At 61.8% G+C, this 25,899-nt stretch carries 23 protein-coding genes; 18 read left to right on the plus strand and 5 right to left on the minus strand.

Going from position 1 to position 25,899, the window contains the following annotated elements; genetic code table 11:
* The first annotated feature begins 169 nt into the window (after window positions 1-169).
* The 3 genes from KW825_RS00670 to KW825_RS00680 all read left to right on the plus strand — a co-directional run bounded on the left by KW825_RS00670 (window position 170) and on the right by KW825_RS00680 (window position 2,480).
* Entirely contained in the window at window positions 170-1,456 is a 1,287-nt protein-coding gene (locus tag KW825_RS00670) for a citrate synthase (RefSeq protein WP_042653602.1), read from the plus strand.
* Window positions 1,457-1,552: 96 nt separating this feature from the next.
* Window positions 1,553-1,867 carry a DUF4377 domain-containing protein gene (locus KW825_RS00675; RefSeq protein ID WP_218292232.1) on the plus strand — a complete coding sequence of 105 codons (315 nt, stop codon included), beginning with the start codon at window positions 1,553-1,555 and terminating at the stop codon, window positions 1,865-1,867.
* Between the two features lie 118 nt (window positions 1,868-1,985).
* Window positions 1,986-2,480, plus strand: coding sequence for a GNAT family N-acetyltransferase (locus KW825_RS00680; RefSeq protein ID WP_218327882.1), 495 nt, complete (start codon window positions 1,986-1,988; stop codon window positions 2,478-2,480).
* A 66-nt stretch (window positions 2,481-2,546) separates the two neighbouring features.
* Here KW825_RS00680 and fabB read toward each other — a convergent pair whose 3' ends face one another.
* Window positions 2,547-3,758, minus strand: a complete 1,212-nt coding sequence (gene fabB / locus KW825_RS00685) for a beta-ketoacyl-ACP synthase I (RefSeq protein ID WP_042653599.1) — start codon at window positions 3,756-3,758, stop codon at window positions 2,547-2,549.
* A gap of 90 nt (window positions 3,759-3,848) precedes the next feature.
* Between fabB and mnmC the strand changes: the two genes are divergently transcribed.
* Window positions 3,849-5,867 (plus strand): bifunctional tRNA (5-methylaminomethyl-2-thiouridine)(34)-methyltransferase MnmD/FAD-dependent 5-carboxymethylaminomethyl-2-thiouridine(34) oxidoreductase MnmC, encoded by a 2,019-nt coding sequence (gene mnmC / locus KW825_RS00690; protein WP_218327883.1) that lies wholly within the window; start codon window positions 3,849-3,851, stop codon window positions 5,865-5,867.
* Window positions 5,868-5,974: 107 nt separating this feature from the next.
* Here mnmC and KW825_RS00695 read toward each other — a convergent pair whose 3' ends face one another.
* Window positions 5,975-6,580, minus strand: coding sequence for a DUF922 domain-containing protein (locus KW825_RS00695; RefSeq protein ID WP_042653597.1), 606 nt, complete (start codon window positions 6,578-6,580; stop codon window positions 5,975-5,977).
* A gap of 327 nt (window positions 6,581-6,907) precedes the next feature.
* Between KW825_RS00695 and dcuC the strand changes: the two genes are divergently transcribed.
* The 5 genes from dcuC to KW825_RS00720 all read left to right on the plus strand — a co-directional run bounded on the left by dcuC (window position 6,908) and on the right by KW825_RS00720 (window position 13,321).
* Window positions 6,908-8,260: an anaerobic C4-dicarboxylate transporter DcuC gene (dcuC, locus tag KW825_RS00700; RefSeq protein WP_218292230.1), complete on the plus strand. Its 1,353-nt coding sequence runs from the start codon at window positions 6,908-6,910 to the stop codon at window positions 8,258-8,260.
* Window positions 8,261-8,347: 87 nt separating this feature from the next.
* Window positions 8,348-10,009, plus strand: coding sequence for a bifunctional UDP-sugar hydrolase/5'-nucleotidase (locus KW825_RS00705; protein ID WP_218327884.1), 1,662 nt, complete (start codon window positions 8,348-8,350; stop codon window positions 10,007-10,009).
* Between the two features lie 162 nt (window positions 10,010-10,171).
* Complete coding sequence (locus KW825_RS00710; RefSeq protein ID WP_218327885.1) at window positions 10,172-11,815, plus strand: hypothetical protein; 1,644 nt, start codon at window positions 10,172-10,174, stop codon at window positions 11,813-11,815.
* Between the two features lie 155 nt (window positions 11,816-11,970).
* Window positions 11,971-12,474 carry a M48 family metallopeptidase gene (locus KW825_RS00715; protein WP_042653593.1) on the plus strand — a complete coding sequence of 168 codons (504 nt, stop codon included), beginning with the start codon at window positions 11,971-11,973 and terminating at the stop codon, window positions 12,472-12,474.
* A gap of 82 nt (window positions 12,475-12,556) precedes the next feature.
* Window positions 12,557-13,321: a DUF2927 domain-containing protein gene (locus KW825_RS00720; protein ID WP_218328151.1), complete on the plus strand. Its 765-nt coding sequence runs from the start codon at window positions 12,557-12,559 to the stop codon at window positions 13,319-13,321.
* Between the two features lie 184 nt (window positions 13,322-13,505).
* Here the strand turns inward: KW825_RS00720 and KW825_RS00725 are convergent, their stop codons facing one another.
* Window positions 13,506-13,760, minus strand: a complete 255-nt coding sequence (locus KW825_RS00725; RefSeq protein WP_042653591.1) for a DinI family protein — start codon at window positions 13,758-13,760, stop codon at window positions 13,506-13,508.
* 255 nt (window positions 13,761-14,015) lie between these two features.
* Between KW825_RS00725 and KW825_RS00730 the strand changes: the two genes are divergently transcribed.
* The 7 genes from KW825_RS00730 to KW825_RS00760 all read left to right on the plus strand — a co-directional run bounded on the left by KW825_RS00730 (window position 14,016) and on the right by KW825_RS00760 (window position 22,365).
* Window positions 14,016-14,285: a type B 50S ribosomal protein L31 gene (locus KW825_RS00730; RefSeq protein WP_042653590.1), complete on the plus strand. Its 270-nt coding sequence runs from the start codon at window positions 14,016-14,018 to the stop codon at window positions 14,283-14,285.
* Window positions 14,282-14,407, plus strand: coding sequence for a type B 50S ribosomal protein L36 (ykgO, locus tag KW825_RS00735; RefSeq protein ID WP_042653589.1), 126 nt, complete (start codon window positions 14,282-14,284; stop codon window positions 14,405-14,407). Before KW825_RS00730 ends, ykgO begins: the two co-directional genes overlap by 4 nt.
* Before the next feature lie 459 nt (window positions 14,408-14,866).
* Entirely contained in the window at window positions 14,867-15,574 is a 708-nt protein-coding gene (locus KW825_RS00740) for an oligogalacturonate-specific porin KdgM family protein (protein ID WP_042653588.1), read from the plus strand.
* 549 nt (window positions 15,575-16,123) lie between these two features.
* Complete coding sequence (locus KW825_RS00745; protein ID WP_218327886.1) at window positions 16,124-18,586, plus strand: hypothetical protein; 2,463 nt, start codon at window positions 16,124-16,126, stop codon at window positions 18,584-18,586.
* A complete protein-coding gene (locus KW825_RS00750; protein WP_218327887.1) occupies window positions 18,583-19,656 on the plus strand; it encodes a glycoside hydrolase family 105 protein in 1,074 nt (357 codons plus the stop codon). The genes KW825_RS00745 and KW825_RS00750 overlap by 4 nt, the downstream gene beginning before the upstream one ends.
* 35 nt (window positions 19,657-19,691) lie before the next feature.
* Window positions 19,692-21,335, plus strand: coding sequence for an alpha-glucoside-specific PTS transporter subunit IIBC (locus KW825_RS00755; protein WP_252994447.1), 1,644 nt, complete (start codon window positions 19,692-19,694; stop codon window positions 21,333-21,335).
* Window positions 21,336-21,531: 196 nt separating this feature from the next.
* A complete protein-coding gene (locus KW825_RS00760; protein WP_218327888.1) occupies window positions 21,532-22,365 on the plus strand; it encodes a sugar phosphate isomerase/epimerase in 834 nt (277 codons plus the stop codon).
* 154 nt (window positions 22,366-22,519) lie between these two features.
* Here KW825_RS00760 and KW825_RS00765 read toward each other — a convergent pair whose 3' ends face one another.
* Complete coding sequence (locus tag KW825_RS00765) at window positions 22,520-22,819, minus strand: SemiSWEET family sugar transporter (protein ID WP_218292223.1); 300 nt, start codon at window positions 22,817-22,819, stop codon at window positions 22,520-22,522.
* Window positions 22,820-23,137: 318 nt separating this feature from the next.
* Here KW825_RS00765 and kduI point away from each other — a divergent pair, with 318 nt between their 5' ends.
* Together kduI and kduD are read left to right on the plus strand one after the other, a co-directional pair.
* Window positions 23,138-23,974 carry a 5-dehydro-4-deoxy-D-glucuronate isomerase gene (gene kduI, locus KW825_RS00770; RefSeq protein WP_218327889.1) on the plus strand — a complete coding sequence of 279 codons (837 nt, stop codon included), beginning with the start codon at window positions 23,138-23,140 and terminating at the stop codon, window positions 23,972-23,974.
* A gap of 84 nt (window positions 23,975-24,058) precedes the next feature.
* Window positions 24,059-24,820, plus strand: a complete 762-nt coding sequence (gene kduD, locus KW825_RS00775) for a 2-dehydro-3-deoxy-D-gluconate 5-dehydrogenase KduD (RefSeq protein ID WP_042653582.1) — start codon at window positions 24,059-24,061, stop codon at window positions 24,818-24,820.
* A 134-nt stretch (window positions 24,821-24,954) separates the two neighbouring features.
* Here kduD and kdgR read toward each other — a convergent pair whose 3' ends face one another.
* Entirely contained in the window at window positions 24,955-25,749 is a 795-nt protein-coding gene (gene kdgR, locus KW825_RS00780) for a DNA-binding transcriptional regulator KdgR (RefSeq protein WP_256353707.1), read from the minus strand.
* Window positions 25,750-25,899 lie beyond the last annotated feature (150 nt).

Consider the following 25,899-nt stretch of genomic DNA (forward strand, 5'->3'; position numbering starts at 1 on the left):
TTTAACAAGTCATTAATGATCATTCAGTAAAATTGACAAGAAGGTGGATCTCTGGTTCAAATAAGGCGCTCCAGCCGCCGCGGTACGGGTAAGAACCTTTGCCAGCGTCATGAAAGTCGTAATAAAGTAGGACTGGAACCAAATTATAAAAGAGCAAAGGAGACGTGCTATGGCTGATAAGATAGCCACCCTACATCTGCCCGGAAAAGAGCCGGTAGAACTACCGATCCTGTCTGGAACTGTCGGACCCGATGTAATCGATGTCAGAAAACTGGGTGCTCAAGGGTACTTCACCTTCGATCCCGGCTTTATGGCCACCGGTGCTTGTAAATCATCCATTACCTATATCGACGGAGATCAGGGTGTCTTGCTGCACCGTGGTTATCCCATCGCCCAGTTGGCCACCCAGGCCAGCTACCTCGAAGTGTGCTACATCCTGCTGTACGGCGAGGCGCCCACCAAGACGCAATACGCGGAATTTGAACGCCTGGTCACCCGCCATACCATGGTGCACGAGCAGATCGCCTTCTTCTTCCGCGGCTTCCGTCGTGACTCCCACCCCATGGCGATCATGTGCGGTGTAGTCAGCGCCCTGTCCGCCTTCTATCACGATGCCCTCGATATCAACAACGAAGAGCATCGCGAGATCTGCGCCTTCCGTCTGCTCTCCAAGATGCCGACCCTGGCCGCCATGTGCTACAAGTACTCCATCGGTCAACCGTTCATGCAGCCGCGTAACGCCCTCTCCTATGCCGGCAACTTCCTGCACATGATGTTTGGCGTGCCGACCGAAGAGTACAAGGTCAACCCCATCGTCGAACGGGCCATGGATCGCATCTTCACCCTGCACGCGGATCACGAGCAGAACGCCTCCACCTCCACAGTGCGTCTGGCCGGCTCCTCCGGCGCCAACCCGTTTGCCTGTATCGCCGCGGGGATCGCCTCCCTGTGGGGACCGGCTCACGGCGGCGCCAACGAAGCCTGCCTCAAGATGCTCGAGGAGATCGGATCGGTGGAACGCATCCCCGAGTTCATCGCCAAGGCCAAGGACAAGAACGATCCCTTCCGTCTGATGGGCTTCGGCCACCGGGTCTACAAGAACCATGATCCCCGTGCCCAGGTCATGCGTCAGACCTGCCACGAGGTGCTGCAAGAGCTGCAGATCAAGGATCCGCTGCTGGATGTGGCCATGGAGCTGGAGCGCATCGCGCTGTCCGATCCCTACTTCATCGAGAAGAAACTCTACCCGAACGTGGACTTCTACTCCGGCATCATCATGAAGGCCATCGGCATTCCCATGTCCATGTTCACCGTGATCTTCGCCATCTCTCGCACCATCGGCTGGATCGCCCACTGGAACGAGATGCACTCGGACCCGGATCAGAAGATCGGTCGTCCGCGTCAGCTCTATACCGGCCTGGCCCAACGGGAATTCACCCCGCTCGATCAGCGCTGATCCCGGCATCTGACATGGTTTGTTACAAAGGCGGTCATTGACCGCCTTTTTATTTGAGGGTCTAATCGCGCCCTTTTACGTCAAGGACACACCATCATGAAAGCCCCCCTGCTGCTCTGCTCTGCCCTGTTGCTCGGCGCCTGCCAGAGCACCCCGACCACCGAGACCCTCTACATCCAGGATCAGCTGGCCGACTGCGTCGGTGTCGCCCCCATGAAGTGCATGCAGGTGCGCAGCCAGCCGGGCGCAAGCTGGAGCCTCTTCTACCAGCAGATCGAGGGCTTCACCTTCGAGCCGGGCTTCCGCTATCAGCTGGAAGTGCGCACCGAGCAGCTGACCGATGTCCCCGCCGATGCCTCCTCGGTGCGCTATCAGCTGATCAGGGTGGTGAGCAAGCAACCGGTCCGCTAACGCGCCTGCCTTAAAAAGGCATCGTTTGGATATGGTTGTTCAGTTCGTCGCCGCGCTCTGCTATGCTGGCTGACGCAATTTTCCCGTCACCCACCGGCAGAACGAACGTCACAGCACCATGATCAAGATCCGCACGACCCTGGCCGACGACTGGCCCGCCATCATGCGCATTCAGAGCGACTGCTATCACCAACTGGAGCCCGAGCCCCTCGAGGTGATGAGCAACAAGGCCGAGCTGGCCCCGGCCTGTTGCTGGGTCGCCGAACATGGCGGTGAGGTGCTGGGCTACCTGCTCTGCCATCCCTGGCGCGCCCACCAGCCCCCACCTCTCTCCGTATCCCTGTCGAGCCTGGCGGGGGATGAGGAGTTCTATCTGCACGATCTGGCGGTCTCGCCCAGGGCACGGGGTCGGGGCATAGGCCAGCGCCTGCTCGAGACCGCTCTCGAGTTTGCCTGCGATCAAGGGTATGAGCATGCGGGGCTGGTGGCGGTGCAGGACGCACCGGCCTTCTGGCGCAAGCAGGGCTTCCTGCCGGCCGCCACCCGAAAGTCGCTGGCCGAGTATGGAGAAGGGGCCGTCTACATGCGGCTGCCGCTGGCAGAGACGGCCTGAGGCTCATTTATTGCCCCATAAAAAAAGGCGCCTCGCGGCGCCTTTTTCAATCTACTTTCCGGATCATCAAGCCTTGAATCGGCTGAACACCAGGGAAGCGTTGGTACCGCCGAAGCCGAAGCTGTTGGACATGACGGTATTGAGCTCGGCGGCCTCGCACTCGCGCACGATGGGCAGGCCGATGGCCTTCTCGTCCAGGGTCTCGATGTTGATGCTGGGGGCGATGAAGCCGTGCTGCATCATCAGCAGGGAGTAGACGGCCTCGTGCACACCGGCGGCGCCGAGGGCATGACCCGTCATGGCCTTGGTGGCGGATAGCTTGGGCGAATTGCTGCCAAACAGAGTCTGGATGGCCTCCAGCTCCTTGGTATCGCCGACCGGGGTGGAGGTACCGTGGGTGTTGATGTAGTCCACGGTGCCGACGCCCTGCATCGCCATCTTCATGCAACGCACCGCGCCTTCGCCGCTCGGAGCCACCATGTCGTAGCCGTCGGAGGTCGCACCGTAACCGGTGATCTCGGCGTAGATGTGGGCGCCGCGAGCCAGGGCATGTTCCAGCTCCTCGACCACCAGGATGCCGCCACCACCGGAGATGACGAAACCGTCGCGGTCCGCGTCATAAGTACGGGAGGCCTTTTCCGGGTTGTCATTGTACTTGGTAGAGAGGGCACCCATGGCGTCGAACTGGATGGTTGAGGACCAGTCCAGCTCCTCGCCGCCGCCGGCGAAGACGATGTCCTGCTTGCCGAGCTGGATCAGCTCCAGCGCGTGACCGATGCAGTGAGCAGAGGTGGCGCAGGCGGAGCTGATGGTGTAGTTAACCCCCTTGATCTTGAACGGGGTGGCCAGGCAGGCGGAGGTGGTGGAGGACATGGTACGCGGCACCATGTAGGGACCCACACGCTTGACGCCTTTCTCACGGGCAATGTCCGCAGACTCCGACGTGTTCTTGCCGGACGCACCGCCAGAGCCGACCACGATGCCAGTGCGCTCGTTGGAGACCTGATCCTCCGGCAGCCCGGCATCTTCGATGGCCTGCTGCATGGAGAGATAGGCATACGCGGCGGCGTCGCCCATGAAACGCATGACTTTACGGTCGATCAGTTCAGACGGATCGAGTTTGATGTTACCCCAGACACGGCTGCGCAGGTTGTATTGTTCAAACTGCTCGGAATAGGTGATGCCGGATTTACCTGCTTTCAGGGAGGCCAGCACTTCTTCCTTGTTGTTGCCGATACTGGAGATGACGCCGATACCGGTGATCACTGCTCTTCTCATTAATTCATCTCGTCTGGAAAAACTGGCACCGAGTCTACCCGCTTTCGGCTGCCAAACTGGTCTGCTTTCACGTAGAATGCCCGCGAATTTGTGACGCGAGCAGAGGAAAACGTGAGTCAAACATCCTTACATCATGCCCGATTGGACTGGAATGAAGCGGGAACTCCAGTCTCCAGTGAGTTCGGGGATGTGTACTTTTCCAATGATAACGGTCTAAGTGAAACCCGCTACGTCTTTTTACAGCAAAACCGGTTACCGGCGCGATTTTCACACCACGATAGTGACAATTTCGTGATTGGCGAAACAGGTTTCGGCACAGGCCTTAACTTTCTGGCGACAATGGCCGCCTTTCTGGAACAGGGAAGCGACCCCGATCGCTGTGCTCGCCTGCACTTTATCAGCTTCGAAAAGTACCCTCTCACCCAGGCCGACCTTGGCAAGGCGCTGGCGGCCTGGCCCGAGCTCGCTCATTTGAGTCAGGCGCTCATCGCGCAGTGGCCGCTGCCGGTATCCGGCTGCCACCGCCTGCAGTTCGCCGAGGGGCGAGTTCGGCTCGATCTCTGGTTTGGCGACATCAAGGACATGCTGCCCCAGGTGCCCCATGGTCCACAGGGGCTGGTGGATGCCTGGTATCTGGATGGCTTCTCCCCGGCCAAGAACCCCGAGATGTGGACGCAAGAGTTGTTCGACGGCCTCGCCCGCCTCGCCCGCCCCGGGGCCAGCATCGCCACCTTCACCTGCGCCGGCTTCGTGCGCCGCGGCCTCATCGTCGCGGGCTTCGCCATGAAGAAGGTCAAGGGCCACGGCAGCAAGCGGGAGATGCTGGTGGGGGACAGGGCCGACAAGCAACCGCAGCAGACCATAGCCCCCTGGTATGACCGTCCGGCAGGGCGAGATGGCGAGGTGCTGATCATCGGCGGCGGCATCGCCTCGGCCATGACAGCCCTCTCCCTGGTGGAGCGGGGCCGGCACGTCACCTTGTTGTGTGAAGATGGCGAGCCCGCCACCGGTGCCTCCGGCAACCGGCAGGGGGCGCTCTATCCCCTGCTCAATGGCGAGCACGATGCCCTCTCCCGCTTCTATTCCCTGGCATTCGGCTATGCCCGCAACCGCCTGCTGGCACTCGCCGAGCATCATCCCATCGCCTTTGACCTGTGCGGCGTGGTGCAGCTCGGCTATGACGACAAGTCCGTCGCCAAGCTCGGCAAGATGGGTCAGGGCCCCTTCCCGCCCGCGCTGATGCGCCCGCTGCCCCCCGCCGAGGTCGAGTCCGAATGCGGCTTGCCCTGCAGCCATGGCGGCGTCGGCTACCCGCTGGGAGGCTGGCTCTGCCCGGCGGATCTGACCCGCGCCGCCATCAAAGAGGCGCAGGCGAGCGGCCTGCTGCGAGTGGAATACGGTATCCCCATCACCGCTGTCGACGAGCAGGCCGACGGTTGGCGGGTCGAGACGCAGGATGGCCGCCACTGGCAGGCCCCCAATCTGGTGGTCGCCGCCGGTCACCGGCTGCCGGCCTTGCTGCCCTTTGCCGAGCTGCCGCTCTATCCGGTGCGCGGCCAGGTGAGCCACGTACCGACCACGGCCACCCTGAGCCGGCTCAAGACGGTGCTCTGCTACGACGGCTATCTCACCCCAGCCCATGATGCAGAACACTGCATCGGCGCCAGCTATGGCCGCAACCAGAGCACGACCGACTACAGCGCCGAGGAGCAGGGGCAGAACCAGGCACGGCTGCAAGCCTGCCTGCCGGATCAAGCCTGGCCTGCGGAGGTGGATGTGAGCGCGGCCGAGGCCCGGGTCGGGGTGCGCTGCGCCAGCCGGGATCACCTGCCGGTGGCGGGGCCCGTCGTCCGACTGGCGAGCCTCGCGGCGCACTATGCCGGGCTGCAGTCCGATCGGCAGCACGCGGCGCCCCTGCCGCTCCATCCCGGCCTGTTCGTGGTGGGGGCCCTGGGGTCACGGGGCCTCTGCTCGGCCCCGCTCTGCGGCGAGCTGGTCGCCAGCGAGATCTGCGGTGAGCCACTGCCGCTGGCCGCCGAGCTGCTGGAAGCGCTGCATCCCGCCCGCTACTGGGTGCGCAAGCTGCTCAAGGGCAAGCCCCTTCACTGAGGCGAGCCATTCCCTCATCACCATCTCGGCCAATAAGAAACGGGCTCCCTTGCGGGTAGCCCGTTTCTTTTAGCACGGCGGCTTGGCGTTAACGCGCAATGAGGGGATCAGCTCCCCTGCGGCCAGATCACCCCCAGCTTGCGGCCCTGCTCGGTCTGCTGCGCCAGTGCGGCGAAGCGCTCGCGGGTGCTGGCGAGCACCGCCTGCCCCTGCTGCCAGCCCTCGGACTGCAAGGCGGCGCAATCTCGCGCCACCGGCAGCTGGGCCAGCCGGATGCCGAGCTGGCTGACGCTCTCCAGCAGTATGTCCTTGTGACGACTCTCGTAGTCAAACATGGCCGCCACCAGCCGATCCCATTTCTGCTGCTCGCCGGCGGACGCCTTGGCCTTGTCCATCCAGTTCGGCACCCGAACCCCGATGCGGGCCGTCACCCTGGCCTGCTCCAGCTCGCAGCGCGACGCCGTCGGCCGGGTCTGCAACTGCCAGGAGAGCTGATAGCTGGCCTTGCCGATGTGGCCGCCGGCCTGGGCCGGTGCCTGCCTGGCTATCTGGCGCATCACGGTCGCGACATCGGCCCCCGACACCCGATAAAACTGGAAATCGACCTTGATGTCAGGAGCGACCCGGATGCCGGCATAATGGGAGGGTTCTGCCCCGCTCGAGGCGGCATACATCAGGGCCGCCACCATACCTATTCTGCTGAAAAGTCCCATCTGCTCGCGGCCTTGCCCCTTGTGAGTCCCAGCGTTATTTCGATTAAGAATCAATGAATTAATATTCAGGATGGGAGATTAACCGCGATCCCGACGACTGTCACCTGCTGTCGTCATCCGCGGCGGCAACCGGGCAAGATCTCGCCCCCCGGCCGGGCTCCGAGATTTGCAGGCGGGATCACAAGTGATGACCGACATCATGGTCGATTACCTCTTATTGGATAATAATCGCCGCGTTTTTACCGGTACATTTCGCCACAGGCCAGATTAACCGCCAAGTTAACGCCGGAAATGTCCCACCTTCATGTCGTACTCAGGAACTTGTCTATGATGGAACTGCTTATTGGCACCCTGGTCACTCTGGCCGTGGGACGCTACATCTTCAAAGGCTACTCGGCGACCGGGGTGCTGCTCAGCGGCGGCCTGCTGCTGCTGGCCATTACCGCCCTGATGGGCAAGGCCGTGCTGCCCGCCAGCGTCGCCTCGACCGGTCACGTGGCCACCGACGTGTTCGAGTATGTGCGCTACCTGCTGGTAGACAGAGGCGGTGGCCTGGGCATGCTGATCATGGTGCTGTGCGGCTTCGCCGGCTACATGAGCCATATCGGCGCCAACACCATTCTGGTGAAACTCGCCAGCAAGCCGCTCGGGATCATCAAGTCCCCCTACATACTGCTGGTGGCCGCCTACCTGGTGGCCTGTGCCATGTCGCTGGCGGTGAGCTCCGCCACCGGCCTCGGCGTGCTGTTGATGGCCACCCTGTTCCCGCTGATGGTCAACATGGGGATCTCCCGTGGCGCCGCGGCGGCGGTGTGCGCCTCCCCGGCCGCCATCATCCTGGCCCCCACCTCGGGGGACGTGGTGATGGCCGCCCAGGCCGCCAACATGGAGCTGCTCGACTTCGCCTTCAAGCTGACCCTGCCCATCTCGCTGGTGGCCATCGCCGCCATGGCGGTGGCTCACTTCTTCTGGCAGCGCTATCTGGATCAGAGGTCGGGTGAGCACAACGAGGCGGTCGCCCCGAGCGATCTCATCACCGACGCCCCCAGCTTCTACGCCATACTGCCGTTCACCCCCATCATCGGCGTGCTGCTGTTTGACGGCAAGGTGGGCCCCAAGCTCGACATAGTGACCATCATCGTCATCTGTCTGGTGCTGGCCGCCCTGCTGGAGCTGGTGCGCAAGCGCAACGGCAAGGAGCTGCTCGACGGCCTGCAGGTGTGCTGGCGCAGCATGGCGGACGCCTTCGCCGGCGTGGTCATGCTGCTGGTCGGTGCCGGCGTCTTCGCCCAGGGGCTGATGGGGCTCGGCTTCATCGCCCACCTGCTGGATCTGGCCCAGAGCTTCGGCACCGGTGGCATCGTCATCATGCTGGTGCTGGTGGTCATCACCACCCTGGCCGCCTTCACCACGGGCTCGGGCAATGCCCCCTTCTACGCCTTCGTGGAGCTGATCCCGCACCTGGCCACCAGCCTCGGCGTCAACCCCGCCTACCTGGTCATCCCCATGCTGCAGGCCTCCAACCTGGGCCGCACCATCTCCCCGGTCTCCGGCGTGGTGGTCGCCTGTGCGGGCATGGGCAACCTGTCGCCGTTCGAGGTGGTCAAGCGCACCTCGGTGCCGGTCGCGGTCGGCCTGCTGGTGGTGATCCTCGCCACCCAGATAATGGTACCCGCCTGACACTTTCCCAGCCCGGCGTCCGCCGGGCTGGCTTCCCCCCCTTCCCTGCAGTAGACTCGGTGCTCTTTTTCTCTAAGGAGGACCGAGATGAGTATTACGGTTCAACTTGCCCACTTCAGTGACTGCCACTCCCATTTCGATGGCGCCCCCATGCGCTTCCTGCCCGCAGGCGACACCGAGTGGCGCACCCAGTGTGGCGGTTATGCCCGCATCCTGACCCGACTCGACGCCCTGCGCCGGCAGTCTGCCGCCGCCGGCCAGACCTGCCTGTTGCTGCACGGCGGCGACACCTTCCAGGGCTCGCTCTATTTCAACCGTTTCAAGGGGCGAGCCAACGCCGACCTGCTGCGCCTGCTGCGACCGGATGCCATGGTGATCGGCAATCACGAGTTCGATCTCGGCAACGGCCCGCTGGTGGAGTTTCTGCGCCAGCTCGACTTCCCGGTGCTGGCCGCCAACCTCGACAGCAGCCAGGAGCCGGCCGATGCCCCGCTGCGGCTGCGGGACCTGCCCATGCTGTTCGATGCCAGCCGCCCCTGGCACAAGCGGGTCATCGATGGCGTGCCTTTCGCCCTGCTCGGTATCACGCTGCCGCAGATGGCCGCCATCGCGAGCCCGGATCCCCACACCCGGTTCCACGGCATAGAGCAGACCCTCACCGCCGCCCTGAGCGAGATAGCGGCGCAGGGGATCCAGCACATCATCCTGCTGAGCCACCTCGGGCTCGAGCAGGACAAGCGACTGGCTGCTCGTTTCCCCGAGCTCAGCCTGATCGTCGGCGGCCACACCCACAGCCAGCTGGGGGACTTGGCTCCGCTGGGGCTGGCGAGCGAGGGAGACTACCCGCTGATGGTCGAGGGGGTCGCCATCCTGCATGCGGCCCACAGCGCGCTCTGCCTCGGGGTCTGCGAGCTGGAGTTCGACGACAGGGGACGCGTGCGGCGCAGCAAGGGCCAACTGGAGTGGCTGCCCTGGCAGCCCTGGCCCTTCGCCGCCCCGCCCCCGGCCGGGCTGCACTTCTGCGAGCCCGCCCCCGAGCTCGAGCAACGCCTGGCCAAGCGCTACCGGCCCGAGCTCGAGACCATGACCAGGCGCATCGTCACCCGCCTCGCCGGGCCGCTGCACCATCAGCGCCTGCCCGACACCCAGCTGCCCGTCGGCAGCCAGGTGGCGCCCCTGGTCGCCCATGCCATGCTGGCCGCCGCCCGCGAACAGGTGGGTCAGGTGGATTTTGCGCTGCACAACGCCGGCGGCGTGCGCTGCTCCCTCGAACCCGGCCCCCTGAGCGAGGCAGACATTGCCGGCCGCCTGCTGCCATTCGCCATCCCGCTCACCCTCTACCGGGTCCACGGTCATGAACTGGCCGAGGCGCTGGAGGGGGCCATCGACAACGCCACCAACAACGGCGTGATCGGCAATGGCAGCGGCAGCTTCCCCTACACCGCCGGGGTGCGTTTCAGCTACCGGGCCGACCGCCCCAAGGGGGGCCGGATCACCCGCCTCGAATGGGAGTCGAGCCCGGGCCAGTGGCAAGCGGTCGAGGCCGACGCCGTCTATCGGGGGGTCTCCAGCGCCTACACCGCCTCCGGCAAGGAGGGCTACACCGCTCTGGCCCGCACCCTGACCCAGCACAATCAGGAGCTTGGCATCACCCTGGCCGATGCCTTCATCCGCTGGGCCCGCCATCTGCCCGAGCTCGCCCCCCTGCCCGCCCTGGTGGAATATCATGGCGACCGCGCCATGGAGTGAGGCCCTCATCCGGCCAAATTCCAGCAAAAGTGCCGCTTTGCTTCGTGAAAGCGGCACTTTTGCAAATTATTTCAAGCACATTCCCCTGCCCCATTGCATCGGACTGCCGGCCTCGGCAAGATAGGCCCGCTTTTACGTCTTTCCCGCAGGAACAGGTCACCCATGAATCACGCCATCCGTTTTACCCCTCAGCGCTACAACCCCGGGCTCAAGCCGCTGGTGATCCTGCTCACCGCCCTGATGGCGCTGCTGTTTTGCCTGCGCAACCCGCTGTTTCACGGCATGGCCCCCGGCTTTGACGCTTCCCTGTTTGCGGTGATGGGCAAGATGTGGAGCGAGGGGGGCGTGCTCTATCGGGACATGATCGACATCAAGGGCCCCATGATCTTCGCCCTCGATGCGCTCGGCTATCACCTGGGTGGCTTCTTCGGGATCTGGCTGCTGGAGTGGGTGCTCTGCTGGCTGGGTCTGCTGGCCAGCTGGCAGGCCTTCTCCCAGCTCGGCCTCTCCCTGCAGGCCCGGCTCGGCAGCATGCTGGCGGTGCTGGCGCTCTACGGCACCCGTTACTACTACGGCAACATGACCGAGGACTGGACCTTCTATCTGGCCCTCATCGCCCAGTGGGCCTTCATCACCATGCTGCTGGACAAGCAGTTTCGCTGGGGACCGGCGCTGGTGGCGGCCATCACCTTCGCCATTGTGGCCTGGATGCGCACCAACAACGGCGCCTTCTGGGGGGCCTGGTATCTGGTGCTGTTCTGCCACTGGTGTCTGCGTGAGCAGTGGCGTTGCGCCTTCGGCCTGCTCTGCAGCAGCCTGCTGGGACTGGCGCTGATCGGCGGCCCGCTGTTCGTCTACTTCCAGCACCATGGGCTGCTGGCAGAATTCCAGTATTACGCCTTCGGCATCTTCTTCGAGGGGAGCTACGGCAACGGCTTCTCGCCGGAAGTGGGCGCCGTCGGCCTGCTACGCACCGGCCTCATCATGCTGCTGCCGGCCTTCATGGTGCTGATGCTGGGGCGCCGCCAGGAGTGGTATCTGCCCGCCCTGTTCGCCACCCTGTTCGGGGTGCTGTTTACCCTGGTCGCCAACTCGGTCTCCGGCCATGTGTTCGATCACTACGACGTGCTCTACCTGCCGCTGGCCCTGCTGCCGCTCGCCTGCCTGCTGGATCGCAGCGAGCAGCAGGCCGATGCGCTGGGCCTGCTCTGCATCTCGCTGGTGGTGCTGACCGCCAGCTGGCTGCTGGCCCAGCAGCTCGGTTATGGCTGGAGCACCAAGGAGTGGTCGCTGGAGCGGGTACGGGAGGTGCTCGGCAACAGCCTGCTGTGGGCCCTGCCGGTGCTGATCCTGGTGCCCCTGTGGCGCGCCTGGGATGTGCGCAGCGCCACCCCCTGGCTGGCCTCGTTGGCCATGCTGGCCCTGCTGGTTAACAACGCCTGGGAGGGCACACTGAAGGGCCAGCCGTTCAACCCGCCGGCCCAGGTGCGGGTCGATCGGATCAAGGCCGAAACCGGGCCGACCGACAAGATCTGGGTCGATGGCATCCAGCCGCAATACTATCTGTGGACCGATCGCCAGCCCGCCTCCGCCTATCTGTTCTTCGCCAACGTCAACCCGCCCTATGACGTGCGCGAGCGGGTGCTGGCCGACATCAAGCGCCAGGATCCCAAGTTCATCATCGCCAAGCCGGAGCGGGTGGCCGCCGAGCTGAAGCAGCCGAGCTCCCCCTCCAGCCTCGCCTTCTATCAATATCTGACGGATCGCTACCAGGAAGTGGATCCGGGCCTCTACCGCCGGCGCTGAGCCAGGCTGTGAATACAGACCCCCGAGAGGGCCGTCGTTGGCAACAATGGCGGCCCTTTTCGCTGGCGCGCGCGACGCCAGGGCGGCCTGTCTGTTTCCAAGCCGGCGCTTGATGACTACAATGGCGCTCTTTTTTGTGTGAAAAGTGACGAATCATGGCGGAACTGACCTATCTGGGCGGCTATCCAGAGCCGCTCAAGGCCCAGGTGCAACAGCTGATCGCGGCGGACAAGCTCGGCGAGATGCTGGCCAAACGCTACCCGGACACCCACCTCGTCCAGAGCGACAAGGCGCTGCTGGCCTATACCATGGAGCTGAAGAACCGCTACCTGAAGAGCTCGGCGCCGCTGTCCAAGGTGATCTTCGATGGCAAGATCAACGTGATCAAGGATGCCCTCGGCCTGCACACCTATGTCAGCCGGGTACAGGGCAACAAGCTCAAGGCCAAGAACGAGATCCGCATCGCCGCCCTGTTCAAGGAGGCCCATCCCGCTTTTTTGAAGATGATAGTGGTGCACGAGCTCGCCCACCTGAGGGAGAAGGATCACAACAAGGCCTTCTACCAGCTCTGTCAGCACATGGAACCGGACTATCATCAACTGGAGTTCGACCTCAGGCTCTGGCTCACCTGGCGTGATATCGAGCGAGCCCAGCGCTGACCCATACAGCTTGCAAGGAGGCCCCATGATCCCATGGCGACAGCGTGCACGACGATCCGGCCGTCATTTCGCACCAGGCCGGATGCTGGGCCTGTTGCTCGCCTTGCTGCTGCCCTGCGCCTTGCCGGCGGCCGAACGCTGGCAGAGCGATGCCTACCTGACCCAGAGCTTCTTCGAGGTCGCCATGAAGCGGGAATACGGCCACGAGCAGCATGTGCGCTTCTCCCGCTGGCAGGGGCCGATCCGCCTCAAGCTCATCAACGAGTTCGGTGACAAGCCGCTACAGGCCGAGGTGGTCAGGGTGCAGAGCCAGCACCTGGCCAGGATCACCGGCCAGCCCATACTGCTGGTCGGCGACAAGCCCAACCTCACCCTCATCATGACCCGGCGCCAGCAGATGGCGAGCTGGGCCAGCCGCACCATCGGCAAGGATGACTCGGTCAAAATCGCCCTCAAGGAGGGGGTCTGTCTGGCCAACTTCGCGACCAATGCCCGCTACGAGATCACCCGCGCCACCATCATCATCCCGGTGGACTACAGCCGGACCAAGGGCCGCTTTCTGGACTGCGTGGTGGAGGAGCTCACCCAGGTGATGGGACTGCCCAATGACTCGGACAAGGTCTTCCCCTCCATCTTCAACGATCACAGCATCGACAGCTTCCCGACCGGGCTCGATTACGTGCTGCTCAAGCTCGCCTATCACCCGGCACTGCATGCCGGCATGACCGCCGACGAGGTGCGCAGCGCCCTGCCCATCGCCCTCAAGGCCCTGCGCGCCAATGGCGACATCGCCCAGGCCGACCACCGCGTCCAGGTAGAGAGTCTCAAGCGCTGGAGCGGACTCTGAGCACGCCTGCGGGTTGAGAGTTGAAAGTCGAGGGTCGAGGGTCGAGGGTCGAGGGTCGAGGGTCGAGGGTCGGCCAAGTTTGACAGCAGCTCATCCATAAACGCAAAACGCAGCCCAGGGCTGCGTTTTGCTTGATCCGGATTGAGCCGGCCATTTGCCGGGCACTAGCATCCGCGATGACGGCTCAGGCGTCGGCGTTTTCCGCCTCGGGCATCCAGCTGTCGGCGTTCTCCCACACCTCCTGCACCATGGCCTCCGCCAGCTCCCTGTCCTCCTTGCTGGCGCGACTGACCGTCAGCGCCATGGCGCTGCCCGGCGCGACCCGCACGTGCAGATCGGGAAACTTCTCACCCAACTGCTTGAGCAGCGCCTGGCGCAGCGCCTCCATGGTCGTGGTGGGGATCTGATGTTTTCTGTCGATGATGATTTCCAGACGCATAGGATACTTCTCCATGATATATGACTGTATTTTTATACAGTAATCTATAAAAGTAAAGCGCCCATCCTAGTTTCACCTCGTGCCGTCCAATAAATCTCCCCGCAACAGCCCGGATGAGGGCATTTCCTTAACTTTGTATTGCTCCCGTCAGGTGCCGTTATCCGGCAGGATAAGATCTCGGCATAAAATGGATTGATATTGATTCTCACCTGTCGCACAATTGGCTTGTTATAACATAACAAAAGGAAGAGAATCATGCGCCCCAATATTCACCCGGAGTACCGTCAGGTACTGTTCCACGATCTGACCACCAACACTCACTTCCTGATAGGGTCGACCCTCAAGACCGATCGCACCAAGGAGTGGCAAGATGGCAACACCTATCCCTACGTGACGCTGGATGTCTCCAGTGCCTCTCACCCCTTCTATACCGGCAAGCAGAAACAAGTCGGCAAGGAGGGACAAGTAGCCCGCTTCGGCCAACGCTTCGGGCAATTCTTCAACAAAGGAAAAGAGCCGGCATGAAAGTACTCTCCTCCCTGAAATCGGCCAAGTCACGTCACCCGGATTGCCAGGTCGTGCGTCGACGCGGCAAGCTGTTCGTGATCTGCAAGAGCAACCCCAGATTCAAGGCACGTCAAGGCTGAACGCGCTGACTCAGTGCTAATACCCTCCCCTGGCCCTCTTCCCGAGGGCCAGGTTGTTTCTGACTCCTCGCGCACATCTCGCTCTAGCCCCCTCCCCCTGAACAAGCTCGCCGCCCCACCAAGCTCCAGTCAGCCCCCTCCACAACACACAATAGAAACGACGTTTCATTTTATGTAGATACAGATCCCATTTTCTGATGTCGTCATGCCACCACCATTGCAAATGAAACACCAGATGAATTATATTTGAACCGTCGTTTTGAAAAGCAAAAAATCCCCGGTAAAAAATGAAGTTCGTCGACGCGTCGTACAGATGCTCGCGCTGGCCTTCAGGACCCACCGCCGTGGCCTGCCACCAAAATTGACCTTAACGAGTCCGATCCAGATTGAAAGCCACATGCGCTATCTGGCAATGGGACCACCGTCAGTAGCTTTTTTTCATAGGATTGATCGAAAGGTATGAAGTTGAAATTCACATGTGCAGCCATTGCCGTCTGTTCGGCGCTCACCAGCATGAATGCAAATGCATTGAGCCTCAATTACCGACACGAGTTCCTGGAGAAACAGGATCAGCAAAGCGATCGTCTGGTGGTTTCTCATCGCTTCGATAATGGCTGGGGTGTTGGTGTCGAATCCAAGTTTACCAGTGGAGGTGAAGGGGAAGGGGCCTTCGATGAACTTCACACCACGGGCACCGAATATGACTTGACCTATCTTGCCAAGCCCAATGACAAATGGTGGTGGGAAGCCGGTTTCAATACCGAGATCACCAATGACGTGCAAGATTTGCGCATTCACTTCAAACCCACCTATTGGTTCAATCCCAACTTTTATACCGCCGCACGTTTCCGGGTGGGACAGCGTAACTACGACGATTCGCTCAACAAGGAAAACGGCCATTATTTCCAGCTGAATTATTATCTCGGCTATAATGCGGAAAATTGGTCTGTTGCCTATGACTTCGAATATAAAAAGCTCGATTACCCGGACTTCAATGGTGAAGAATATTCTTATCTGAATAACGTCACCATTCGCGTCCCAATCAATAAAAATTGGCGGCCATTCACCGAGATCGGTTATGTGTCATACAACGATCCGGCAGATGACAACCCCTACCCCAATGATTGGCAGTGGCGCTGGCGCGTAGGGATAGAGTACATCTTCTAACTCTGACCCACCCCGCCGGTAAGATGTACCAATGTCACCATCAGCCATGCATCAAGCGTCATTGGAGTCAGTGAATAACGACAGCACTCTTGCAAGCCGGTGCCAATTCAATCCGCTTGCACGACGAATTTAAGAATCGTGAAAGATGCGCGAACAAGGGAATCTAATGGCCCCTGTTATTCATTAGGATTGGCTATGCATCGCTGAATATGGGTCTTGCGTCACAGAATGTCGACTTATCTTAAATTGACATTATTTCGCGAACGGATGAACGGACGATATTGTTATGCTCCAGTTCAGGAAATATGAGTCGGCTGACCTGACCATATTGCCGCTAGCGTCATAATTTGCATTATTGCTTTGAATGAAGGCTTAAAACAGATGTCAAATGCCACAATGACTCTCATCGACTGCCGCTGAGAAACACTGTCATCTGGTTTTTAGACTTATTAAGGTGACCGACCCCTTTTTATTACATAAAAAGGGGTTCGTCTGGTTACTCAATATAGATAGCCCCCTCTGGGTGTTAATAGCTTCAAGGAGAGTTGTATGAAGCTTGGTAATTGGGTGCTCGAGCCGGATTCGGCACTCACCCGTTTTTGCGTATCTGCCCCCCGCGAGGAGCGATTCGCCGAATTTTTTGCCGGTGAAGCCATGGACATGACCATGGATTACCGCTTCCAGAATGGCATGGGGCCGCAAGAGGACGCATTCTGCCGACGAGTCTTCCGCCAGCAGATGGCCGAGCGCACCGTCGAGCCGGCTGAAGCCCTGCCGCGCACCCAGGTGAGCTTCACCGGCGAGAGCGATACCGTCTCTTTTTCCTCCTTCCAGCGTGTGCCATTCCATGTGCAGCGCTGGCTGGAGGTGGAGCTGCATGCCGACGAGGCGGGCAACTATCCCTTCCAGCTGTCGACCTGCGGTGGTGTCCGGCTCTGGTGTGATGGATTGGCCATCACCCAGTTCACCCCCTTCACCCGCAACAAGCTGCAGAGTTGTGAGCTCATGCTGCCCTTGCAGGCTGGCAAGAACACCCTGCTTGTCCATCTGGAGGAGCTGTTTGAGCGGGATACGGTGTTTGCGCTGCGACTCATCTACCGTGGCCACGTGCCCCTCGGGGTCTCGCTGCCCCATGTCGATGCCGCCGTGCTCGATGAGCTGTGCCAGTTTGCCGGCACCATGCGCCCCGAACTCACCGCCTGGCACAACCAGGCCAGGATCCGGCTCGGCGTGGCCGCACCGACGCACCCCGTTCGCCTGCAAGGCGAGATCCACGGCATGGGCAATGACAATTTCAGACCGCGCCGGGTGGATTTCGGCACCGTCTCGCCGGGCAGCCAGCTGCTGACTCTGGATCTCCCCGCCGACATCGGTCCGGCGCACTACCAGATTGTGCTGAACATGAGCTGTGCTGGTGTTGCCATCAGCCGCAGCTTCGGTGTCAACGTCATGCAGCCCCTCGGCAATGCCGAGTCATCCAGCAACCTGGCCGAGCGCAAGCAGCAGGCGCTGCGGCACACCGCCCGTCATGGCATGGATCGCACCGCCCGCCTGCTGGCCATGCTGCAGTGCGGCGAGCTCACGGCCGAGGCCGATCAGCTGCTGCTCGATACCCTGGCACGGATCAGCGCCCGCGAGGATTGCTCCGACTTTTCCCTGGTCCCGCTGCTCTGGATCTGGCAACGCCATCAGGGCGAGCACTTCCAGCCCGCCATGTGGCGACGGGTGCGCAGCTCCATCCTCGGTTACCGCTACTGGCTGGATGAGCCGGGTAACGACGTGATGTGGTTCTGGAGCGAGAACCATACCCTCTGCTTCCACACCGCCCAATACCTGGCCGGCCAGATGTTTCCCCATGAGCGCTTCCTGGCCTCGGGGCGCAGCGGCGAACAACAGCGTGCCATCGCGGCGCAGCGCCTGGCGCAGTGGTTCGATGCCATCGATCGGCACGGCTTCGTCGAATGGAACTCGGCGCCCTACTATCCGGTCGACTACATCGGCCTGTTTGCGCTCTATCAACTGGCGGAAGATGCCTGGGTGCGCGAGCGCGCCAAGGGGCTCATCGATCGACTGATGCTGCTGAGCGCCCTGCATTATCAGGACGGGATTGCCGCCGGCACCATGGGGCGGGTCTACGAGAAGGAGCTGCTGGCTGGCGTGCTCACCGAGCTGTCGGCCTACGGCAACGTCGCCTGGGGCGGCGGCTGGTATAACCGCAAGTGCGCCTCCCTGCCGCTGTTCTGTGCCAGCGACTATCAGCCGCCGGTTGAGGCTGACCGCTACGCGACCCTGCAACAGGGCACCCTGGTGGCCTGCTATCAGGCGGGTGGCGGCAAGATCGTCGTCTGGAAGGAGCCGGGGGTCAGCCTCTCCAGTTGCGTCGACCACCATACCGGTCAACGCGGCCATCAGCAGCATCTGGTGGATGTGCAGTTCGCCTCCCGTCACGACGCCAAGTTCTGGGTCAACCACCCGGGCGAAGCCGAACCCGGCGGTGAACAGCGCCCCTCCTACTGGTCCGGCAACGGCGTGCTGCCGCGGGTGATGCAGGTGGAAAACCGCACCCTGCAGCTCTATCGGCTGGCCGAGGATGATCCCTTCCCCTGGACTCACCTCTACCTGCCGGCGGAGGCCTTCGATCAGGTGATCGCGACGACCCACAGCTGCCTGATCCGGGCCGGGAATGCCTTCGCCGCCATCGGCTGCTCGGCGCCCCTGTGCGCGGTGACGACCGGGATGACCGCCGGCAATGAATATCGCGCCAAGGCGCATCGGGTGGCCTGGTATATCGAGGTCGGTCATGGCGACGATGCGGCCTTCGCGGCCTTCTGCCAACGCATGGCCGCACTCGAGGTACGCCTCGACGGCGAAACGGCCATCGTCAACACGGCAGACACCGAGCTCATGCGCCTGGATTGGCAGGGTGCATGCCAGGTCGAGGGTGTCTCGCACCACTTCCCCGCCGAGGCGGGATGCGATCCCATCGTCACCTATCGTGGAGAGGCACAATGAAACAGCAAGCACTCATCCCCACCCTGGAGCGGGTGGTCCGTGGCTTCTGCCAGCTCAAAGGCATGGGCGAACTGACCACCAGCCAGGGCCTGGCCATCCAGTTCGAGCAGTGGGAGTGGGAAGTCGGCGTCGGGCTCTACGGCTTCTGGCGCTATGCCCGGCACAAGGACGATGCCGAACTGCAAGCCTCGTTGCTGGCCTGGTACGAAGACCAGATCCGCAAGGGGCTGCCCGCCATGCAGATCAATACCACGGCCCCCATGATCACCCTGGCGCTGCTGGCGGGCCACAGCGGCCGTGCCGATCTGCGCGAGGCGGTGAATGCCTGGGCCGACGATCTGCTGGCCAACCTGCCCAGAACCGAAGAGGGCGGTTTCCAGCACGTGGTGAAGGAGCAACCCAACACCGGCCAGCTCTGGGATGACACCCTCTTCATGACCTGCCTGTTCCTCGGCACGGCCGGGATAGTGCTGGCGCGGCAGGATCTGATCGACGAGGCCGTCTACCAGTTCCTGCTGCACACCCGCTACCTGAGCGAGCCCAAGAGCGGCCTCTGGTATCACGGCTGGACCTTCCTCGACCGGCACCATTATGCCGAGGCCTTCTGGGCCAGGGGCAACGCCTGGATCACGGTGGCCATCCCCGAGTTCATCGATCTGATGGGGGATCACCTGGATGCCGGCGTGCGGCGCTACTTCACCCAGGTGGTGGCGCGCCAGGTGCGCTCCCTGTGCGAGCTGCAGGCCGACAACGGCATGTGGCACACGGTGCTGGATGATCCCTTCTCCCCCCAGGAGTCCTCGGCCACGGCGGGGATCGCCTATGGCATGTTGCGCGGTGTCCGCCTGGGCCTGCTGGATGAGACCGTGGTTGAGCCTGCCCTGCGGGCGGCCCGTGCCGTCTGGCAGCGTATCGACGGGGACGGCATCGTCCTCGAGGCCTCCAAGGGGACCATGGTGGGCCATGACCACCAGTACTACTGCGACATTGCCATGGCGCCCGTGCCCTATGCCCAGGCGTTGACGATGTTGCTGCTGCTCGAGCTGGAGCAGGGCCAGTGGCTGGCCTGAACACTTTATTGTTGTAATCATTCGGAGAAAAATTGATGTCCAAACGGAACTTTATGGGGGCCTTCCAGACTTTTGGCGGTGCCATGGCTGTCCCCATTGCCTTTTTACCCTTTACCGGTTTGCTGCTCGCCATCACCGGGTTGCTCACCATGCCCGATATCATGGGCGATCTGGCCCATCCCGACTCCAACTTCTTCAAGGTGATGACCATCATCAAGTCGGGTGGTTGGACCATCTTCCGCAACTTCCCGCTGCTGTTCTGTATGGCACTCCCGGTGGGTCTTGCCAGGTCGGGTCAGGCCCGGGCGGCGCTGGTCGCCTTCTTTGCCTACATGGCCTACAACTACTTCACCAACAGCATGCTCACCTTCTGGGGGCCTGAGTTTGGGGTCAACTTCAATCAGGAAGTCGGCGGCGCCAGCGGCCTGGCGCTGGTGGGGGGCATCAAGACACTGGATACCAGCATCGTCTTCTCGCTCATCATCGGTGGCGTGGTGACCTGGATCCACAACCGTTTCTTCGAGAAGAAGCTGCCGGATTACCTCACCATCTTCCAGGGCATGAGCCTGGTCTTCATCATCTCCTTCTTCGTCATGTTGCCCATGGCCTGGTTGACCTGCGAGTTCTGGCCCAAGGTTCAGGTCGGGATCAACGCCATGCAGGGCTTCTATGTTGAAGCCGATGCCTTCGGCATGTGGTTGCTCGCCTTCGTGGAGCGCCTGCTGGTGCCGACCGGTCTGCACCGCTTCGTCTACTTCCCCTTCTTCTTCGGCCCGGCCGTGGTCGATGGTGGTCTCTACACCCACTGGATCGAGAACGTCTCCACCTATGCGGCTTCCACCGTGCCTTTGGTTGAGCAGTTCCCGGCCGCCGGTTACTCCCTGTACGGCAACATCAGCGTGTTCTGCTCCCTGGGGGCTGGCCTCGCCATCTATGCCACCGCCAAGCAGAAGATGAAGCGCAAGATCGCCGCCCTGGTGATCCCGGCCATCATCACCGCCATGGCCGTCGGCATCACCGAACCCATCGAGTTCACCTACCTGTTCGTGGCACCTGTGCTGTATCTGGTCAATGCCATCATAGGTGCGACCCTGTGCGTGGCGCTCTATCTGTCCGGCGTGGTCGGCTTCATGGGCGGTGGTCTGAACGACATCATCCTGTTCAACTGGGTCTTCTACGCCAAGAACCACGCTCACCTGATCTGGATCCACCTGGCCTTGGGCCTGAGCTTCGCCGCCATCAACTTCTTCGTGTTCCGCTACATGATCCTGAAGTTCAACTTCCTGACCCCGGGTCGTGGCGATGAGGAAGAGGAGGACGACGTGCGTCTCTACTCCAAGCAAGACTACCGTGACAAACAGTCTGGCAAGGCCGTGGCCGGCCAGGAGCCGGATCGCCTCCGGGCTGCCGCCATCCTGCGCTGTGTCGGGGGTTGTGACAACGTCGAGACCATAGGCAACTGCCAGACCCGTCTGCGCCTGGTGGTGAAGGATTCCACCCTGGTCCAGGATGACAAGGCCCTCAAACAGGCCGGTGCCCTGGGGGTCATGCGTTCTGGCAAGAACCTGCAGGTGGTGGTCGGTCTGTCGGCTCCCATGGTGCGCGAGTACTTCGAGCAGGAGTACAACAAGGGCCCGCAGGCAGCACCCGATGCCGCCGTCCCGGCACCTGCCGCCTGATGAGACTTTGATTGTGCCGATGGCAAGCGCACGCATCGGGTATATGGCCCCCTCACCGGGGCCCATTCGAGCGCCGCGACTTGCCTCTTGAACTTGCGAGCCCAGATGGGCTCGCAAGCCGTTTCTGATGCCGACCCTAGCCCCCGGGCCAAGTCGCCGTCAGAGACACCATCGTCATGACCCACAGGAGCATGTCATGAACAGATTGAAGATTGGGGCCCGCGCCCATGATCTCGCGGATCAGACGCCGGCGGCGCTGATTGCCCAGGCACATGAGCTCGGCCTCGACGGGCTGCAACTGGCCGTGCACAAGAGCTGGCCCGAGGCCTATCAGGCCCGTGATACCCACATCCTGGCCACCCATATCCAGCACCTCCAGCAAGCCGATCTCTCCATCTTCCTGCTGGCCAGCTACTTCAACCCCGCCCACTCCGACGCCGACTTCCTGGCGCGCGAGCTGGCGCGGGTGCGACTCAACATCGAGCTCGCCCAGCGCTGCCACATCGACGCCGTGGGCAGCGAGACCGGCTCCCTGAACGATGATGACTGGACCCGGCATCCGGACAACCACGGGGCCGCCGCCTTTCACAAGGTGGAGCAGAGCCTGGCGCAGTTAAGGCCCGAGCTGGCGCAGGCCGGTTGCGATTTTCTGGTCGAAGCGGTGTGTAATCACATCATTCACGACGCAGATAGTCTGGCGCGGCTGAACGCGCGCTTGGGGGAACGCTTCCTGGTGACCCTGGATCTGGCCAATCTGCTGGATGCCGACAATGCCGCCGCCTGGCGCGAGATCCTGGCTGACTTTCTCGGCCGGCATGGAGAGTGCATCCGGCTGTTTCATTTCAAGAACTTCATCTTGGAGGGGCGTGACAAGGTGTCGGTGGGACTGGCGCAGGGGCTGATCGATTATGCCGAGGTGCTGGCCATGCTGGCGCAGTGTCAGCTGACCCATATTCCCATCATCGTCGAGGAGCTGACAGGGGAAGCCTTGCGGGAGAGCGTGGCCTATCTACGCCACTTGAGCCGATAACACGGGATGCTGGAGAGGATCAGCCCCCTACGACAAACGGCGCCCGGGGCGCCGCTTCGTTCATCCACCAGAGGGAGGGAGCCGAGCCCCGATAAAGGATGGCGCGTCCGATGGCCATCCCCAGCGGAGGATGGCCTCTCTCGCGACCCTTGGGTCAGGCCCGTTCATTGCTCCACTTCAGCACCATGACGGCGCTGGCCAGCAGCAGGGTGATGCCATTGGCCATGATCAGCGGCGTATCGCCCGATTTCAGGCCATAGGTCAGCCACAACAACAGACCACTGATGAATACCAGATACATCTTGGTGGAAATCGCCTTGGTTTCCCGCGTCTTGAGGATGTCGAACACCTGCAGCGAGAAGGATCCCGTGGTCAGGAAGGCCGCACAGAGCCCGAGGGAGGCGGTATCGAAGGCGAACAGAATGGTGCTCAGCGCAGCCACCCCGGCCAACATGATGATTCGATTGGATGAAACACACTTATTCATTGGTAGACCTGTTATTGAATGAGATTGGCAACGAATGTCCTGTCGCCACCACCCGGCAGGGCGGCAGCCTGTCTGCCTTCGCCGCGAGCCTGTCCTCATGCCGCAAAGACATCTGTGGCCCGGTTCGACGGGCCCGGCACGGCCATGAGCCACACTGGGCACGGAGTTTAATCTCAATAAATAAAAAATACAAAACACCGTTTTGATTTTTATTTGTTGCTTGTTATTATTATGGTCATTACAGACAACGCGACTGCCAACCTGCGGCGCTCATCGAGGTTAACCATGCAAATTCGTCAAAGCATTCACAGCGATCATGCCAAACAGCTGGACACTCAGGGCCTGCGCCGTGAATTCCTGGTAGAAGAGATCTTCACGCCGGACCAGCTGACCATGACCTACAGCCACATCGACCGCATCGTGTTCGGCGGCATGATGCCGGTACAGACCGCTCTCAGCTTCTCGGATGAGCTGGGCAAGACCTTCGGTGTCAGCTACTTCCTGGAGCGCCGCGAGCTGGGCCTCATCAACATCGGCGGTCCCGGTGTGGTAGTGGTCGATGGCACCACCTTCGAGATCGGCAACGCCGAGGCGCTCTATGTGGGTCAGGGTGCCCGCGAGTTGAGCTTTGCCAGCGTCAGCGCCGAGCAGCCGGCCAAGTTTTACTACAACAGCGCCCCGGCCCATGTGAGCTTCCCGACCCGCAAGGTCACCCAGGCGCAGGCCTCCCCGAGCACCCTGGGCGACGCTGCCACCAGCAACCGCCGCACCATCTACAAATACCTGGTGCCGGATGTGCTACCGACCTGCCAACTGGTGATGGGCATGACCCAGCTGGAAGAGGGCAGCCTGTGGAACACCATGCCCTGCCACACCCACGAGCGCCGCATGGAAGTCTATTTCTACTTCAACATGAAGGACGATGCCGCCGTGTTCCACATGATGGGCAAGCCGGACGAGACCCGTCATCTGCTGGTTCACAACGAGCAGGCGGTGATCTCCCCGAGCTGGTCCATCCACTCCGGCGTCGGCACCCAGGCCTACACCTTCATCTGGGGCATGGTCGGCGAGAACCAGGTGTTCGGCGACATGGATCATGTGGCCGTAAAGGATCTGCGCTAATTCCCATTCTGTGCCGGGCAGTCTGCACTGCCCGTATTCCCCCCCATCATGCCTGTCACCCAGGGTGGCAGCAGAGGAAACAAGATGATTCTCAACGCATTCGATTTGAAGGGTAAGGTCGCCATCGTGACCGGCTGTGACACCGGTCTGGGTCAGGGCATGGCGCTCGGTCTGGCCGAAGCCGGCTGTGACATCGTCGGCATCAACATCGTCGAACCCACCGACACCATCGCCAAGGTGGAGGCGCTCGGTCGCACCTTCCTGAGCCTCAAGGCCGATGTCAGCAAGGTGGATGCCCTGCCCGCACTGGTGGATCAGGCGGTCTCCCGCTTCGGTCGCGTCGATATCCTGGTCAACAACGCTGGCATCATCCGCCGCGAAGATGCCATCAGCTTCAGCGAGAAAGACTGGGACGATGTGATGAACATCAACATCAAGAGCGTCTTCTTCATGTCCCAGGCCGTGGGGAAACAGTTCATGGCCCAGGGCCAGGGTGGCAAGATCGTCAACATCGCCTCCATGCTCTCCTATCAGGGTGGCATTCGCGTGCCCTCTTACACCGCGTCCAAAAGTGCCGTCATGGGGATCACCCGCCTGCTGGCCAACGAATGGGCCAGCAAGGGCATCAACGTCAACGCCATCGCCCCCGGCTACATGGCCACCAATAACACCACAGCCCTGCGCGCCGATGATGACCGCAACGCCGCCATCCTTGAGCGGATCCCGGCCGGTCGCTGGGGGGTGCCGGATGACATGATGGGCCCCGTGGTCTTCCTGGCCTCCGCCGCCTCCGATTACATCAATGGCTACACCATCGCCGTCGATGGTGGCTGGCTGGCCCGTTAATTCCTCTGCATGCCAAAAGGCGCCCGAGGGCGCCTTTTTCGTCTGTTGGCAAGCGGACAAATAAAGAGGGCGTGCCTTGCACGCCCTCTGTCTATTCCTCACTGCACCAGCAACAGGTGCCGGCCACCCCCGCCCTAGCGCGGGAAGAACGGGTAGTCGTGGAACCCCATGTCGGCGGAGATGTGGCTTGCCGCCTCGTGCAGCAGACGCACCAGCTCGGCGCCTTTCGCCTCCTCGAAGCGCACCACCGGCAGCGACAGGGAAAGCCCCGCGATGATGCGGCCCATGCGGCTGTAGATGGGCACGGCGAAGCAACGCAGGCCCGGCTCCATCTCTTCGTTGTCTTCCGCGTATCCCTGCTCGCGCACCAGCGCCAGCTCCGCCAGCAAGGCATCGACGTCTGTCAAGGTACGATCGGTGAAACGCTCGAAGGTCACGTTGGCCAGCATGCTGCGCACCTCTTCCTCGGGCAGCCAGGCCATCATCACCTTGCCAAGGCCGGTGCTGTAGAGCGGGCGACGGCGACCGATGCGGGAATACATGCGCAGATTGTACTCGGAGTCGATCTTGTGCAGGTAGACGATGCTGTCCTCATCGAGCGCCCCCAGGTGCAGGGTCTCCTTGGTCAGCTTGCCGAGGCGGTGCATCTGGTTATCCGCGATCGGGATCAGCTCCTGATGCTCCAGCGCCTTGCCACCGAGTTCGAACAGCTTCAGGCTCAGGGTGTACTTGTCGGACTCCCCCTCCTGGTTGACGTAGCCCAGGGTCTTCATCGTCTGCAGGAAGCGATACACGGTGCTCTTGGACATCATGATCCGCTGGGACAGCTCGGTGACGCCAATCTCTTTCTGTTCGCCCAGCGCCTGCAAGATGCCGAACACTTTCAGGACTGACGAGACCGAATCCGGCGAGTTATCTACCACTGACATAGGGATCTCCTTATAAATTCCGTCGTTTCATTATATTTAAAACGACTGCGCAATCATAGTCATGGTCGCGGATATTGGCGCTGGACGACGCCATCTCGACTGACCCGCCCCATGCCCTGTTCGATCCGCGCCGCCATAGCCGGAGCTGTG

The organism is Aeromonas sp. sif2433 (assembly GCF_019218705.1).
Taxonomy (GTDB): domain Bacteria; phylum Pseudomonadota; class Gammaproteobacteria; order Enterobacterales; family Aeromonadaceae; genus Aeromonas; species Aeromonas encheleia.